This window comes from Povalibacter sp. (assembly GCF_036520495.1).
Taxonomy (GTDB): domain Bacteria; phylum Pseudomonadota; class Gammaproteobacteria; order Steroidobacterales; family Steroidobacteraceae; genus Steroidobacter.
Genome location: NZ_DATDJO010000036.1, coordinates 70,531 through 84,420, shown reverse-complemented (window position 1 = coordinate 84,420; position 13,890 = coordinate 70,531). Strand labels below are relative to the sequence as shown.

At 63.5% G+C, this 13,890-nt stretch carries 9 protein-coding genes; 4 read left to right on the top strand and 5 right to left on the bottom strand.

Annotated features, from left to right (window positions below; translation table 11 throughout):
• Positions 1-56: 56 nt before the first annotated feature.
• Entirely contained in the window at positions 57-938 is an 882-nt protein-coding gene (locus VIZ63_RS13555; RefSeq protein WP_331610188.1) for a LysR family transcriptional regulator, read from the top strand.
• Positions 939-1,083: 145 nt separating this feature from the next.
• Here the strand turns inward: VIZ63_RS13555 and VIZ63_RS13550 are convergent, their stop codons facing one another.
• Positions 1,084-2,304: a GGDEF domain-containing protein gene (locus tag VIZ63_RS13550; RefSeq protein ID WP_331610187.1), complete on the bottom strand. Its 1,221-nt coding sequence runs from the start codon at positions 2,302-2,304 to the stop codon at positions 1,084-1,086.
• A gap of 296 nt (positions 2,305-2,600) precedes the next feature.
• On the opposite strand from VIZ63_RS13550, the gene VIZ63_RS13545 reads away from it, so the two are divergent.
• The gene (locus VIZ63_RS13545) at positions 2,601-2,873 is read left to right on the top strand and encodes a hypothetical protein (RefSeq protein WP_331610186.1); all 273 of its coding nucleotides are present in this window, start codon (positions 2,601-2,603) and stop codon (positions 2,871-2,873) included.
• A 62-nt stretch (positions 2,874-2,935) separates the two neighbouring features.
• Here VIZ63_RS13545 and VIZ63_RS13540 read toward each other — a convergent pair whose 3' ends face one another.
• The 3 genes from VIZ63_RS13540 to VIZ63_RS13530 all read right to left on the bottom strand — a co-directional run bounded on the left by VIZ63_RS13540 (position 2,936) and on the right by VIZ63_RS13530 (position 7,491).
• On the bottom strand, positions 2,936-4,747 hold the full coding sequence (locus VIZ63_RS13540) for a hypothetical protein (protein WP_331610185.1): 1,812 nt from the start codon (positions 4,745-4,747) through the stop codon (positions 2,936-2,938).
• 245 nt (positions 4,748-4,992) lie between these two features.
• Positions 4,993-6,018, bottom strand: coding sequence for a class 1 fructose-bisphosphatase (fbp, locus tag VIZ63_RS13535; RefSeq protein WP_331610184.1), 1,026 nt, complete (start codon positions 6,016-6,018; stop codon positions 4,993-4,995).
• Positions 6,019-6,198: 180 nt separating this feature from the next.
• Positions 6,199-7,491 (bottom strand): diguanylate cyclase, encoded by a 1,293-nt coding sequence (locus tag VIZ63_RS13530; RefSeq protein ID WP_331610183.1) that lies wholly within the window; start codon positions 7,489-7,491, stop codon positions 6,199-6,201.
• Positions 7,492-7,775: 284 nt separating this feature from the next.
• Here VIZ63_RS13530 and VIZ63_RS13525 point away from each other — a divergent pair, with 284 nt between their 5' ends.
• Together VIZ63_RS13525 and VIZ63_RS13520 are read left to right on the top strand one after the other, a co-directional pair.
• Positions 7,776-8,288 carry a hypothetical protein gene (locus VIZ63_RS13525; RefSeq protein ID WP_331610182.1) on the top strand — a complete coding sequence of 171 codons (513 nt, stop codon included), beginning with the start codon at positions 7,776-7,778 and terminating at the stop codon, positions 8,286-8,288.
• A 105-nt stretch (positions 8,289-8,393) separates the two neighbouring features.
• Positions 8,394-9,179 carry a GIN domain-containing protein gene (locus tag VIZ63_RS13520; RefSeq protein WP_331610181.1) on the top strand — a complete coding sequence of 262 codons (786 nt, stop codon included), beginning with the start codon at positions 8,394-8,396 and terminating at the stop codon, positions 9,177-9,179.
• A gap of 131 nt (positions 9,180-9,310) precedes the next feature.
• On the opposite strand, the gene VIZ63_RS13515 is transcribed toward VIZ63_RS13520, so the two are convergent.
• Positions 9,311-13,813, bottom strand: coding sequence for a DEAD/DEAH box helicase (locus tag VIZ63_RS13515; protein ID WP_331610180.1), 4,503 nt, complete (start codon positions 13,811-13,813; stop codon positions 9,311-9,313).
• Positions 13,814-13,890 lie beyond the last annotated feature (77 nt).

Genomic DNA, 13,890 nt, shown 5'->3' with positions numbered 1-13,890 from the left:
AACCAATCCGGCGCGCAGACCCTTGCATCGATGCCGATCCGGGCGACAATCGGCTCATGCAGATCGAGCGCAATGAAATCCGCTGTTTTCATGCCGTGGTCGAAGCGGGTGGCTTCAGTCGCGCCGCGGAGCGCCTGGACCTATCGCAATCCGCCGTCAGCCAGGCGATCGCCAACCTCGAACACCGGCTCGGCGCGGTATTGCTGCGCCGTGGCAATCCGCCCCAGTTGACCGAGGCAGGCATTCGCTTGCTGCGGTTCGCCGAAACGATGATGAACGAGGAGCGCGAAACGCTGGCTGACATCGCGCAGATCAAGTCGGGCGCACGTTCGACCTTGTCGCTGGCTCTCTCGCCGGCTGCGAATGCACGCTTCGGTGTCGCCCTGCTTAAGGATTTTTCCGAACGCAATCCGCTGACACGTTTCAAGGTCGTGGTCGCGCCGAGTCGCGAGATCGTCTATGGCGTCTCCGAGGGACGCTGGGAACTCGGCTTCGGACCATTGCAGCATTCCATGCCCGACTACTTCGCGATCAATGCCTGCTTCTCCGAAACGCGCCAGCTGATGATTGCAGCCGATCATCCGAGCCGCGATGCCTTGCGACGCGATCCGCAGGAGACACTGCGCACGCTGCCGCTCGTGACGTCCTTCCTCGATGACATCGCTCGTCGGCCCAGCGGCGATCGCCTGCGCAACGCATTCGCGTCGGTCTGGGAAGTCAGTCACATGGACCTGCGACTCGCACTGGTCGCGGAGGGCAAAGGCGTCACGTACGTGTCGGATCTCGTGACCAACATTCCGGCCAACCTCGTGCCCATCGAAGGTCTGCCGTTCTCCGGCATCGACCGCCAGGTCGGCGTCTACTATCTGAAGCACCAACCGATGTCGCAGGCCGGCGCCCGATTCCTTGCGCTGTGTCGCGAGCGTTGGGGAGTCTGAGGCAGAGGATCTCCACGGAGGATCACGGGGTAAGACGAAGAAAACTCTCGCCTCAGATTTCAACTGATTCAAAATGCCCGAGGAATCCTTGGCTTCGTGTCTTCTATCCCCGTGATCCCCGTGGAGGTCTTCGTTCTTCTTCCGCTCAAGCAGATACGTCGTCGAGCGGATCGAAGATGACGAAGCGATTGCGGCCCGTCGTCTTGGCTCGATAGAGCGCCTTGTCGGCGCAGCGGTACATCGATTCGAAGCTGACATCGGGCGGCGAGACGACGCAGATGCCGATCGACACGCCGTAGAAGCCGGGAGCGGCGGCGTTCTCGGCGTTGCCCACTCGCACGAGCACGCGCCGCGCGATTTCCGTTGCGGCATCCAGATCGCAGCCCGCGGCGAATACCAGGAACTCGTCCCCGCCGAGGCGCGCACACACATCCGCCTCGCGCACGCTGGCCTTGATCGCATTGGCGACGCGCATGAGGAAGTCGTCGCCGGCCACGTGACCGTGGTTGTCGTTGATGCTCTTCAGTCCGTCGAGATCGACGAGGATGATGGCGTAACTGGAGGAGCTGGAAGCAAGCGCGCGCTGCACGGAGATCATGGCGCCGCGACGATTGAGCAGCTGCGTGAGTTCATCGCGCATCGAGATCTGGGTCTGTTCATCCAGCTGGTGAGTGAGGCGCTGGTCGTAGCGCGCAGCGAGATAACCGATGAGCGCTGCGATGGCGAGGGCCGTCAGTAACGTGCCGATGTGAATCGCCCGGAAGCGGGCTTCGCGCGCGAGGTGGTACTGCAGATCGAAGTCGACGCCGACGAAGCCGCTGTAGCGACCCTGGCTGTCAAAGATGGGCGCATGTCCCGACAGAAAGTTGCCGTACTGGTCCCGCAGGAATTTCGGATAGACGTAGGTTTGCCCGGCCGCGATACGTTGCAGCCAGTCGGCATCCGGTTCCTGATCGAGCGTTTCGAACGGCTCCATGTACGCTGAAGCGCGCAGGCTGCGCTGGGTGACAAGGGCGTCGGACGCGGCCGTGTCGACGACGAAGAACGTTTTGCCGTCGCGTTCCATCATCGTATAGACGTAGAAGATGTCGGGATCCGCGGAATGAAATTTCACCAGCGGCCTGACGGTGCGCGCATACAGCTCGGGCGTGTAGTTCGCCGGATCCAGCAGCTGCCGATGCAGATCGCCATCAACGACGCTTGCCGCGAGCTGCGCCACTTCGGCGACATGCGACCGCATCACCTCCAGGCGCGCCCGTTGCGAGAGCATCTGCGGAATGGCGACGATGCCGCTGAGCAATGTCGCTGCAATCAGCGTGACGACCCAGAAAGTGCGTTGCGAAAATTGCCTCAGTTCGTGCTTCATCGTTCCAGCATAAATGCGGTGCAGCGCGGGGATTGTTGCATAGTTCCTCGAACTGCAGAGTGGAAAGGTTCGTAACCGCATCGTGAGGTTTCGTGGGCGCTCTTCGCAGCCGCACAGACGGTCGGCATGATGAGTCAGAGACCGTCCTTTCGAACGTGCGATTGCAACGATCAGGACTCAACCAGGGAGCGTCATGAATTCCGTACGCAGATGGTTTGTCGTTGCTGCCGCTGCCTGCGCCCTGATGGTTGCGACGGCCATGGCGACCGATGGCCAGCGTGGCCGGCGAGTGGACGATGACGATCGAGACACAGGCCGGCACTGGTAGGCCGCATTTCAGCCTGAAGCAGGAAGGCACGGCGGTCACGGGTCCCTGCAAAGGCCAGCTCGGCGAGGCCGAGGTGACAGGCACGGTCAGCGGCAATGAAGGGACGCTGAAGTACAACGTCGATGTGCAGGGCCAGTCGATGACCGTGACCTACACGGGGACTATGGATGGCAACACGATGAAGGGCAAAGTCGTCCTGGGTGATCTCGGCGACGGCACGTTTACGGGGAAGAAGGATTGAGAGGAAGGCAGGCCGTCAGCGGTAGGCAGGCCGCGTGCCGACAAAGTAGGCCGTCGCGGCTTTTACTCCATTCCCTTCCAGCGATGCCGCAGCGCCAGTTCCAGCGTGCTGCCGCGTCGCAGACGTGCCGAACGTTCGCGCTGCTCGCGCTCGGCCCGCAGCTCCGGCCAGCGTTCCAGATAGGCGGCCAGCAGGTTGCGGTCTGGCGCATAGCGACTGAACGCATCGGCGTTGGCGCCGCGCAGAGCCAGCGCGCCGTTGTATCCGCCGAATCCCTGTGTCGCGCAGAGCGCACCGCCATCGCGATTCCCGGCGACCGGCGCCGCGTGAAGCGTGAAGGCCTCCGCAATGTCGCTGAGATCCGGGTCGAGGTTGCGCAGTGTCGGTACGCCGACGGCCTCATTGCCGAGCAGGTACTGGATGGCCTGCGCCACACCCTTGAGTCCCGTTTCACCCATCGTGTGACCATCGCCCACCGCCTTGTGCGTGCCGACGATCATTCCGGGTAGCGGACCTTTGAAGCCCTGCCGATCGGCTGCCGCCCGCCGCGCGTTCGCCGCGGTCGTGAGATCGGTCTTCGAGTTCGTGCGTGTGCCGGTGGCATGGGCGACCAGGTATTGGAAGTCAGACACGCTGTAACCGTGTGCGCGCCATGCGATTTCGAGCGCATGCACGGTGGCGTTCTCGCCGCCGAAGCCCACGCCTGCGAAATGCGCCTTGCCGCCGGCCTCGCCGCTTTGTCCCCAGCCGACCACGATCGAGGTGATATCCAGGAAGTTGCGCAGCGCGAAGTCGAGCGTGGTGATCAACAGACCGGAACCGCCTTCGCCGACGACCGTGCCGTTGGCGTCGATGTCGAACGGCGCAAGGGAATCTGCGACGGAGCGTTGCGCGGCGGCGGCGCGGCCCTGGTTCAATATGTCCAGTTTGCCGCGGGTCATCAAGGCGCCCGGACCGAACGCATCGAGGATCTGCCAGTGCGGACGCGTCGCTGCATCCGCAGCGGTCCACAGCGCGATTTTCGGGCGGTGAAAGCCCGGATAGTCGAGCACCAGTTGTGGCGCGATTTCGCAAAAAGCAATGGCGCTCGATGCGCAGGCGCCGACGGAATTGAGCGGCGTCTGTGGCACGCGCGTGAAACCGTCCGGACCGCGCAGCGAATCTAGCAATGCAGGATTCTTCAGCGACTTGCTGAGCGGATACGACGGCGCCAGCATCGTCGCGAGCAGGGCCGGCCCGTGCGACGCGAGCGAGTTCGCCAGACGCATCGCGAATCGGTCGCGCAGTTTGTCGGTTTGAATGTCCACGGCGCTCGCGGCGCGTAACTCGCCCAATGAGTCCAGACCCTGGAACGCGGTGGCGGCGGCGATGCGGAAGTCGTATGGATCCGGCAGCAGTTCGGCAAGTGACACCGGCAGAGCCGCGAGCGCACCGAGTCCGCCATGGAGAAAGAGCTGCGACTGCAGCGACGGCCCGAGCCGGGGATCATCGTCGAACAGACCGTACATGTCCTTCAGCGCGGATTCGCGGATGTCGCGATAACTCAATCCCGCCTGACGACGCAGACCACCGCTGCCGAGATCGTGAGGCAGGCTCGCGGCGATATCGGTCACGGCTGCCGATCCGAGCGCAGTCAGCTCCTCGATGTGGCGAATGCCGAGATTGGCGCGCAGGCGTTCGCCAAATTGCGATTCGATCTCATGGATGGTTGCGGCCTGGCCCTTGCGTTCACCTTGTGCCCAGCGAAAGGCAGGTTCGCCAGCGCCGGCGATCTCGATATCGACCAATCCGGCGTCGAACGCGGCGTAGGCAATGAATTCAGGCCGGCCACGCACCCGTGCCGCGTAAGTCTCGGTGCCGCCCACCGCGGACATCGAGCAGGGAGTTCCGATCGTGACTAGGACTTTGTCGGCCGTGAGCACGGTTGTTCCGTTGTTGAGAGTGCAGGCGGAAGGATACAACGGAGAGGAGGCTAACTGGCGAAGCGGCTGACTGGCGAAGCGGCCAACTGGCTCACTGGCTAACTGGCCAACTGGTCAGAGAGCGCGCAGTAATAGTCGCGGCTCTTACTCTGGCCAGTGAGCCAGTGAGCCAGTTGGCCGGTTCGCCCGTTAGCCCGTTAGCCGCTGCTTTCCAGCTTCTCCATCACCCTCGCCACTTCTTCGGTGCTTCCCAGCACGACTGGCACGCGCTGATGAATGTCCGTGGGCTGGACATCGAGAATGCGCTGGCCCGGGCCCGAATATGCTTTGCCCCCGGCCTGCTCGACCAGCATCGCCATCGGGTTGGCTTCGTACATCAGCCGCAGCTTGCCTTTCGGCGCCTTGCTGGTCGGCGGATACATGAATACGCCTCCCTGCAGCAGGATGCGATGTACGTCCCCGACCATCGCGCCGACATAGCGGCTGGAATATCCCTGCTCCTGCGCCCAGGCCAGGTACTGCTGGTATCCGGCAGGAAAGCTCAGGCGATTGCCTTCATTGACTGAGTAGCACTTGTTCGTCGCCGGTATTTTCAGGCCCTGCGCAACGCGGATGAAGGCGCCGTAGGCGGGATCGAGCACGAACATGTCGACGCCCAGGCCGATGGTCAGCACGAAGACGGTGGAGGAGCCGTAGAGCACGTAGCCCGCGGCTACCTGCTGTGCGCCCGGCTGCAGCAACGAATCCTTGGGCTCGGTCTTGCGCCGGTCCTTGCGCAGGATGCTGAAGATCGTGCCGACCGAACCGCAGATGTCGAGGTTCGAGGAGCCATCGAGCGGATCGAACATGACGCAGTATTTGCGCTCGGCAGAGTCGTCCTCGCGCAGGATCACAGGTTCTTCGTTCTCTTCGGAGGCCACGATCGCCACGCCTTCGCGTCCGCCCAGCGTGCGCAGCAGGATTTCATTGGCGATCACGTCCAGCTTCTGCTGCTGCTCGCCCTGCACGTTCTGGCTGCCGACCGCCCCGAGCACATCGTCGAGCCGCGCGCGACGCACATGCGCCGAAATCATTTTTGCGGAAATGGCGAGTGCCGAGAGAATCCACGAGAACTGGCCGGTGGCCTCGGGATGGCGGGATTGCTGCTGCAGGATGTGGGCCTGCAGGGTGACGATGTCGGTGGATTGCGGAGAAAGCGAGGGCAGATTGGCGGCTGCAGTCATGCGTTTGATCCGTGCGAAGAATGACGCCAGCAGTTTCACACAGGGACCGCACGGATCACAGCGAGACGAGAGCTAAGAGATCTCCACGGGGATCACGGGAAATCACCGGGCAAAACAAGAATTGTTTTCGACCCCGTGTTGCCCCGTGTTCCAGTGGAGGATCTTCTTCCGGTTCTTGAGTTACGCCGCGACCGTCTCCCGGCGACGCTTCACCCGGAACACGCCCGTGCGCAGGGTTTCGTATTCGCGGTCCATCACCACGCTGCGATTGCGGCCGCGTTCCTTGGCGGCGTAGAGCGCTTCGTCAGCGAGCTGGATCAGGCCTTCGACGCGCCGTTCCGGCCGCGGTTCGACGCAGGCTGCGCCGATACTGAACGTCACGAGCTGACCGTCGGTGAAGGCTGGATGTTGAATGGCGAGTGCCTCGAGGCCCGCATGCAGCTCGCGGCACAGTTCTTCGACGCTGGCGCGATTGGTGTCGTACAGGAGCACCGCGAACTCTTCGCCGCCATAGCGTGCTGTCAGGTCCAGCGGCCGCCGCGCCGCGCGATTCAGCGCCGACGCCACTTTGATGAGGCATGCATCGCCGGCCTGGTGGCCGCCGTAATCGTTGAATGCCTTGAAGTGATCGATATCGATCATGAGCAGTGCCACCGGTGCGCCGGTTCGCGCTGCCTGCTGCCACAGGCGGGCGGCGTGTTCGTCGAACATCCGGCGGTTGTGAATCCCGGTGAGCGCGTCGCGATTGAGCGACTCGCTCATGATCTGGGTCGACAGGTAGCTCTGTCGCAGCGACTTCTGCAGGGAGAAGTGCAGTGCCGCACCGATGCTTGCTGTGAACACCTCCACGGCCAGATCGAAGGACCACTGGCCGCTGCTGAGGCCCGCGGTGTGATACCCGCCAAAGGCGTAAACCGCGAAGATGACCGCCACCGTGCGCAGCGCCTGTGCCTGCGACATGCCGAGCAGGAAAAATGGTGTGAGCGTGAGCAGGGGCATCAGCGAACTCAGCGAATAGCCCTGCCGATCCATCAGCCCATTGAGGATGACGAGTGTCACCGCCTGCAACGGCAGCACGATCTGTGCGGCCAGCGTGTACCAGTGCGTGTAGAGGCTGGTGTAGGTGACGCTCAGCAGCAGCAGACTGCTCGGCAGGACCAGTCCGAAGCGCACCACATCGAGCAACGGCTCGTGATCGGTGCCGAAGATCTCGGTGCGCAGGTCGCCGAACGGTCCGCCGGCAAACATCGCCAGCAGCAGGGCAACGATCGGGATCCAGGTCAGATTGCGGATGCGCGCATGCACGTGCTCGGCGTACCAGCGCCGGAACTGGCTTTCGAGGCTTTTCTCGAACGTCAGCGTCGGGAACAGCCGCGATGCCCAGCGCTCGATCTGCTTGCGGCGCGGGCGTCCTGCATGCGCACCGGTGGCAGCATGAAGTTCGTCGACGGGATGGGCAGGTGACTGTGGCATTGGGCGACGGCGGCCAGTGGGCAACACTAAAGTACCCGACGCAAACGCGCCGTTCTCAAAATACCATCACACAGTCATGTGATCGGCGTCACAAATATCAGGCAAAAGCGATAACGGCTACGGCGGCATTCAGTCGAAGGCCGGCATCACACATAAGGCGAATCGCCCGTCGCCTTGTGCGGCTGCGGGGGTGGGATGTTACGTGTTTCCCTGCTGGGAAAGGTGGGGTGCTGCAGTAATCTGCGACCTCTGTCCCAATGAGCTGTCGTGCGGGGGTATATCGCATGCGACGTTTCATCCGGCCTTTTCTGATCGTGATCTGCTCGCTGTCCGCCACCACCGCGCTGGCCCAGGGCGAAGCGATCCAGGGCGTGTTCGTCAGCACCGACACGAGCAAGGCTGCCATCATTCAGGCCATCTATACGGCCATCGCGAAAATGAACTTCCTGACGCGGGCCGTCGCCAGGAGTCGCCTGCTGGCGACGAATCCGCTGTATCAGCGCATCGAGATCACGAATGACGGATCGCAGATCACAGTGCGCTACGACAAAGGCAGGCCGGTAGTGATGCCGGCAGATGGCTCTGAAGTGAAATGGACACGCGACGACGGCGAGGAATTCAACGTGGCCGCGCGTGCGCAGGGCGCGCAGCTGCAACAGACGTTCAAGGCCGAGGACGGGCAGCGGCTCAACCAGTTCAGCCTGTCGCCGGATGGAACGCTGACGCTCAATGTGACCATCGAGAGTCCGCGGCTGCCGGCGCCGCTGAAGTACTCGCTCACCTATCGCCGGCACTGAGGTCGGATCTCCGCCGGCATTCGCTGGTCGTTCGCCGGTGAATGCTTCAGCGGCGCGTCGCTGGCGCTCATGATCCGGGCAAGTAAGCTGCAGCAGGATATTCCCATGGCTTCTCTCCTCGGCCGCGCAGCCCTGGCAGGCGCGGGATTGATATTGCTCGCCGCCTGTAGTGAGGGCCCGCTGGCCACCGGTCCGGTACGCACAGAGACGCGACCGGTCGGCGACTTCGATTCGATCGACATCGATGGTGCGACGCGACTGCAGATCACCGTCGGCGTGCCGGCCTCGCTGGAAGTGGAAGGCCGGGATCCATTCCTGCAGCGATTGCGGACTGAGGTGCATGGCGACACGCTGCACATCAAAGTGCAGCGCAAGGATTGGGTGACGTTGGGCACGAGCCCGCGTCTCACTGTCCGCGTGGGTATTCCGTCGCTGGAGAAGCTCGAAGTGCAGGGCGGCAACGACGTGCGCATCACCGGCTTCAACGGCGGGGACACCCGCATCGAGCTGGAAGGCGCGACCAACCTGGTGGCCGACGGCCGCGTCGACGAACTGCGGATTTCCATGGCCGGCGCCGGGCACGCCGATCTTGGCGATCTCATTGCCACCGACGCGGACGTGACCGTTGCCGGCGTCGGCAGCATCTTCGTCCATCCGACGGCATCGCTCGATGCCACCATGAATGGCGTGGGCGCGATTTTCTACACCGGCAACCCGAGCAATGTGAGTACGCGCATGAACGGCCTCGGCACGATCGGCAAGCGCGATGCCGGTGATCTGCGCCGCGAGCGAGGCAAGGCGCCGATCGATCCCGATTCGCTGCAGCCCGAATACGATCCGGACGAACCGGTGGAAAAAGACACGAAGGAAGGTCTGAGCGAAGTGGTCTGAAGTGTCCAGGTGCGCGGGAATGAAGATTGAAGAACTCCACGGGGAACACGGGGTATCACCGGGCCTGGATCAGAATGTGATTTCCCGTGATACCCCGTGTCCCCCGTGGAGTTCCTGCTCTTGATGCCGGTCTATGCCAGGTCGCCGAGCAGCGCCGGTACCTGACGACGCAGCAGTGCGTTCTGTGCCTGCCATTGTTCGGCCGGTGCCAATTCCTCAAGGAACTTCACTTCGCCGCCCGCGAAGATCGCGATCGGCAGGCCGTCGCGATACAGCAGTCGATTGCCGGTGAGCGATGGCAGGCGGCCGCCGGGCGTGACGATGCCGATCAGATTGAGCGGGTCTGCTCCCGACAGGGAGACCAGTTCGTTGTTCTGTGGTTTGCGTCGTGCGTCGCGCAGCAGGCTGATCGCTTCAGGCAATGCGAACTGCTCGCCCGAAAAGCCAGCGATGAAACGCCCACCGCGAATCTCGCCGCGCGCTTCGAGCCGGCGCAGACACAGCAGGATCTGCCGCCACGGCGGCAACCAGTCGGACTCACGCTGCAGCAGTTTCCAGAACACGACGCCCCAGCGGCGTAGCAGGGTGCGGCAGACGTGGTCGATCGCGTCGGCTTCCGCCGATACGGGGTGCTGGGCTCTGGGCTCCGGGCTCTGGCCAGAAGAGGCGTCCGAACGGGCATTGTGGCTTGCTTTCTCCTCCGGCCAGCGCCTGACCGGGAGGGAATCCCGCGGGACAGTGCCCAGCGGCCCATAGCCCGCTCTTCGCACCAACGTCCATCGTCCCGCATCCTGCATGCCGAAGATGGCGATGCGACGTTTGCGTCGTACGTCGCGTGCACTGGGCCGACGGCGATCTGCAGGGATCAACAGTGCGCGCAGGCCGCCGAAGCTGTCGGAATTCACCAGGCCCAGTGCCACCAGTTCACCCAGTGCTTCTTCGACCTGCGTCGTCAGCAGTCCGGCGCCTTCGACGATTTCATCGAAGAAGGAAGCACCGTGCATCTGTATGAACTCAGCGACCTGCCTGGCCTTCGAGGTGAGCTGCGCGCCCTCCGTCGGGGTCGTGAAACCGGACCACACGCGCACGTTGCGTCGTGCCAGCAAGGCGATGGGTGTCGATCGGACCGGGGCGGCGCCGCGTTCGGCATCGCCGCTGCGAGCCGCGAGCCGTGCCCAGACGATCCGGCCGGCGAGACACTGTTCATCGAGCCACGCGGGTTCGTATTCGGCGATGCGCGCCGGCAGTACTTCTGTTTCCCACGCACTTGCTGCGGCTTCGAACCCTTCGAGCTGCGTGAGAATCGCCGGCACCGCATCGGGTCCCTGCATCCGGGCGGCGGGCGTGACGCGTTGCCAATCGAACAGGAATCGCAGGAAGTCCCGCGCCTGCACGGGCTCGATCTCGGCACGCAGACGCTTGACGGTATAGCGATGGATGCGCGCGAGCAGGCGGCGGTCGCACCATTGCACGACGGAATCATGGGGCTGCTGGGGACTGGCTGCTGTCCCGTGGGATTCCCTCTCGGTCAGCCACTGGCCAGAGGCGAAAGAAGGAGCGGCTTCGAACTGGCCGCGCATGGCAGTGCCTTCCGCTTCGAGCGCCAGCAGAGCTGCGTCAATGTCTTTCGTCTCGCTGCCCAGCGATGCGGCGATCTGTTGCGCTGTCGTCGGGCCCAGTCCGCCCAGGCGTCCGCGCACGATTTCGACAAAGGCATCTTCCTTCGACCAGGATTTCGCATAGGCCGCGGGTATGGCTGCGCGTGCATCCGCATCGAGCGGGCCGAGCGCCGCGTCCAGCAACGGCAGCCGTTCGACGGCGACGAAGCAGGAATCCAGTTTCACGACTCTCCGCTGCGTGATCAGGTCATGCAGCAGGGCCGGCCACGCTGCGTTGCTCTCGACGTCCTGGGTCGTCAGGTACGTGAGCCACAACAAGGCGTCGTGCAGTTCGTCTGCGGATCCCGAGTCAGGCCACGCTTCCTCGCGAACACGCGCGATGGCGTCCGGATCGAGCCTGCCGATGTCTGCCGCTGAGTCTGGATCCATCCAGCGCCGGCTCATCACGGCCTGCGTGCGACGTTCCTCCAGCGGCGCATCATCGAGATAGGCATACGGTCGCGCCGACAGAACTTCGAGCGCCAACGGCGATGGCTCGGTCAGATCCCTGGCGTCGACGCGGATGTCGCCGCTGTACAGACCGCGCAACAGGCGTTCGAAGCCCTCGATGTCCATCGCATCTTCCAGGCAGTCGCGCACCGTCTGCTGCACCAACGGATGATCCGGAACTTCGATATCGCCGACGAGGTTCTCGCCGCAGGCGACCTGATCGGGGAACACCGAGGCGAGCAGATCCTCTGCGTTCATGCGCGCCAGTGCTGGCGGCACTTTCTTGCCGCCGCGAAAACGCGGCAACGCCAGCGCGATCGACGCGTCCCAGCGCCAGCGCGTCGTGAACATCGGTGCGTCGAGCAGCGCCTGGATCAGCAGATCGCGCGCCGTATTCGGGTGCAGGTACCGCGCGACATCCTTCAGTTCGAAACTATGCGCAGTCGTCAGCGACAGGATGATCGTGTCTTCGGTCGCCGCCGCCTGCAGTTCGAAATTGAAGCTACGGCAGAAACGCTTGCGCAGCGCGAGCCCCCAGGCCCGGTTGATGCGATTGCCGAACGGCGAATGGATGACGAGCTGCATGCCGCCCGCTTCATCGAAGAAGCGCTCGAAAATGATCAGCTCCTGCGTGGGCAGGTTGCCCAATGCAGCCCGTGCGGAAGCCAGGTAGGCAGTGAGTTGCGAAGCGGCGGAGTCCGACAGGCCAAGCTCGTCCTCGAGCCACTGGGTTGCAGTCACCTCATTGGAGTCCAGGCGCGCGGAGATTTCCTCACGCAATCGCGACACGGCGACCGACAGTTCCGCCGTGCGTCCGGGCGCTTCGCCCAGCCAGAACGGAATCGAGGGTGGTTCGCCGTGGGCATCCTCCACGCGCACGACGCTGCGTTCCACCCGCAGGATGCGATAGGACTGATTGCCGAGCTGGAAGATGTCGCCTTGCAGACTCTCGACGGCAAAGTCCTCATTCACGGTTCCTACCAGGGAGCCTTCCGGTTCCAGCATGACCTGGTAGTCCGACGTGTCCGGAATCGCGCCACCCGAAGTGATCGCCGTGAGCCGCGCACCTTTGCGTCCGCGCACCAGATGATTCACGGCATCGTGATACACCAGTGCGCCGTGGCGTCCGCGACGGGTCGTAAAACCTTCCGCGAGCATGTGCAGCACCTGGTCGAAGACACTGCGCTCGAGATTGCGATAGGGATAGGCGCGGCGCATGAGATCGAACAGCTCGTTCTCGCCGCACTCGCGGGCCGCCGTTTCAGCGACGATCTGCTGCGCCAGAACGTCGATCGCGTTCTCGGGAATCTTCAGACGATCCAGCTCGCCGCGACGCACGGCATCGAGCAGCGCCGTGCATTCGGCCAGGTCATCGCGTGAGAGCGGAAAAATGCGGCCCTTCGGCGTACCGCCGACCGCGTGACCCGAACGGCCGACGCGTTGCAGGAAAGCATTGATCGACCGCGGCGAACTCAACTGACAGACGAGGTCGACATCGCCGATGTCGATGCCGAGCTCCAGCGATGCCGTCGCCACCAGCGCCTGCAGTTCGCCGCGCTTCAGGCGCTGCTCCGCATTCAGTCGTCGCTCCTTGGCGAGACTGCCGTGATGCGCAGTGACGTTCTCTTCGCCGAGTCGTTCCGAGAGATGCCGCGCGAGCCGCTCCGCCAGCCGGCGGGTATTCACGAAGACCAGTGTGCTGCGATGTTCGCGAATGAGCGCCGCGAGGCGATCGTAGATCTGCGTCCAGACCTCGCCCGACATCACGGCTTCGAGCGGTGCATCGGGAAGCTCGATGGCGAGATCGCGCTGACGCACATGGCCGCTATCGACGATGACGCAGGATTGCGGCTCGGAGCCGGCTGACGGCAGGCCCGTCAGGAATTTCGCGACCTCCTCGATGGGCTTCTGCGTCGCCGACAATCCGATACGGCGCACGCGCCGGTTGGTGAGCGCTTCCAGCCGTTCCAGGGAAATCGAGAGATGACTGCCGCGCTTGCTGCCCGCGACGGCGTGGATTTCGTCGACGATGACCGTAGTGACCGTCGACAGCATGTCGCGGCCGGAGGCGGAACCGAGCAGGATGTACAAAGACTCGGGCGTGGTGACGACGATGTGCGGCGGCTTCTTGCGAACCTGCGCGCGCTCGTGCTGCGGCGTATCGCCGGTGCGGACCCACGATCGGATCTGGACATCGCGGATGGTGTGATCCTTCAGATGCTCGCGAATGCCGGCGAGCGGCGCCTCGAGATTCTTGTGAATGTCGTTCGACAGCGCCTTCAGGGGCGACACGTAGAGGATGCGTGTTTCATCCGGCAGTCCCCACTGACTGCCTTCGCGCACCAGTTCATCGATGACGGCGAGAAATGCAGCGAGCGTCTTGCCCGATCCGGTCGGTGCTGCAATGAGTACATTTTTTCCCGACTGGATTGCCGGCCATGCATCGATCTGCGCCGGTGTCGGCCCGGAAAAAGTCCGGTCGAACCAGCTGGCGACGGCAGGATGGAAAAGATGCTCGGTGCTCATGGCGGTTCTGCGTGAGATTCGCAGGATACCGCCGTGAGGATCGATCGCGGCAAGTTTAGATGCCAGAAAATGTCATG

What these genes read in the sequence shown, in the direction of transcription:
- VIZ63_RS13555 (WP_331610188.1), top strand. Translation starts at nt 57, where the DNA reads ATGCAGATCGAGCGCAATGAAATCCGCTGTTTTCATGCCGTGGTCGAA.
- VIZ63_RS13520 (WP_331610181.1), top strand. Translation starts at nt 8,394, where the DNA reads ATGGCTTCTCTCCTCGGCCGCGCAGCCCTGGCAGGCGCGGGATTGATA.
- VIZ63_RS13525 (WP_331610182.1), top strand. Translation starts at nt 7,776, where the DNA reads ATGCGACGTTTCATCCGGCCTTTTCTGATCGTGATCTGCTCGCTGTCC.
- VIZ63_RS13530 (WP_331610183.1), bottom strand. Translation starts at nt 7,491, where the DNA reads ATGCCACAGTCACCTGCCCATCCCGTCGACGAACTTCATGCTGCCACC.
- VIZ63_RS13545 (WP_331610186.1), top strand. Translation starts at nt 2,601, where the DNA reads ATGACGATCGAGACACAGGCCGGCACTGGTAGGCCGCATTTCAGCCTG.
- VIZ63_RS13515 (WP_331610180.1), bottom strand. Translation starts at nt 13,813, where the DNA reads ATGAGCACCGAGCATCTTTTCCATCCTGCCGTCGCCAGCTGGTTCGAC.
- fbp (WP_331610184.1), bottom strand. Translation starts at nt 6,018, where the DNA reads ATGACTGCAGCCGCCAATCTGCCCTCGCTTTCTCCGCAATCCACCGAC.
- VIZ63_RS13550 (WP_331610187.1), bottom strand. Translation starts at nt 2,304, where the DNA reads ATGAAGCACGAACTGAGGCAATTTTCGCAACGCACTTTCTGGGTCGTC.
- VIZ63_RS13540 (WP_331610185.1), bottom strand. Translation starts at nt 4,747, where the DNA reads ATGTCCGCGGTGGGCGGCACCGAGACTTACGCGGCACGGGTGCGTGGC.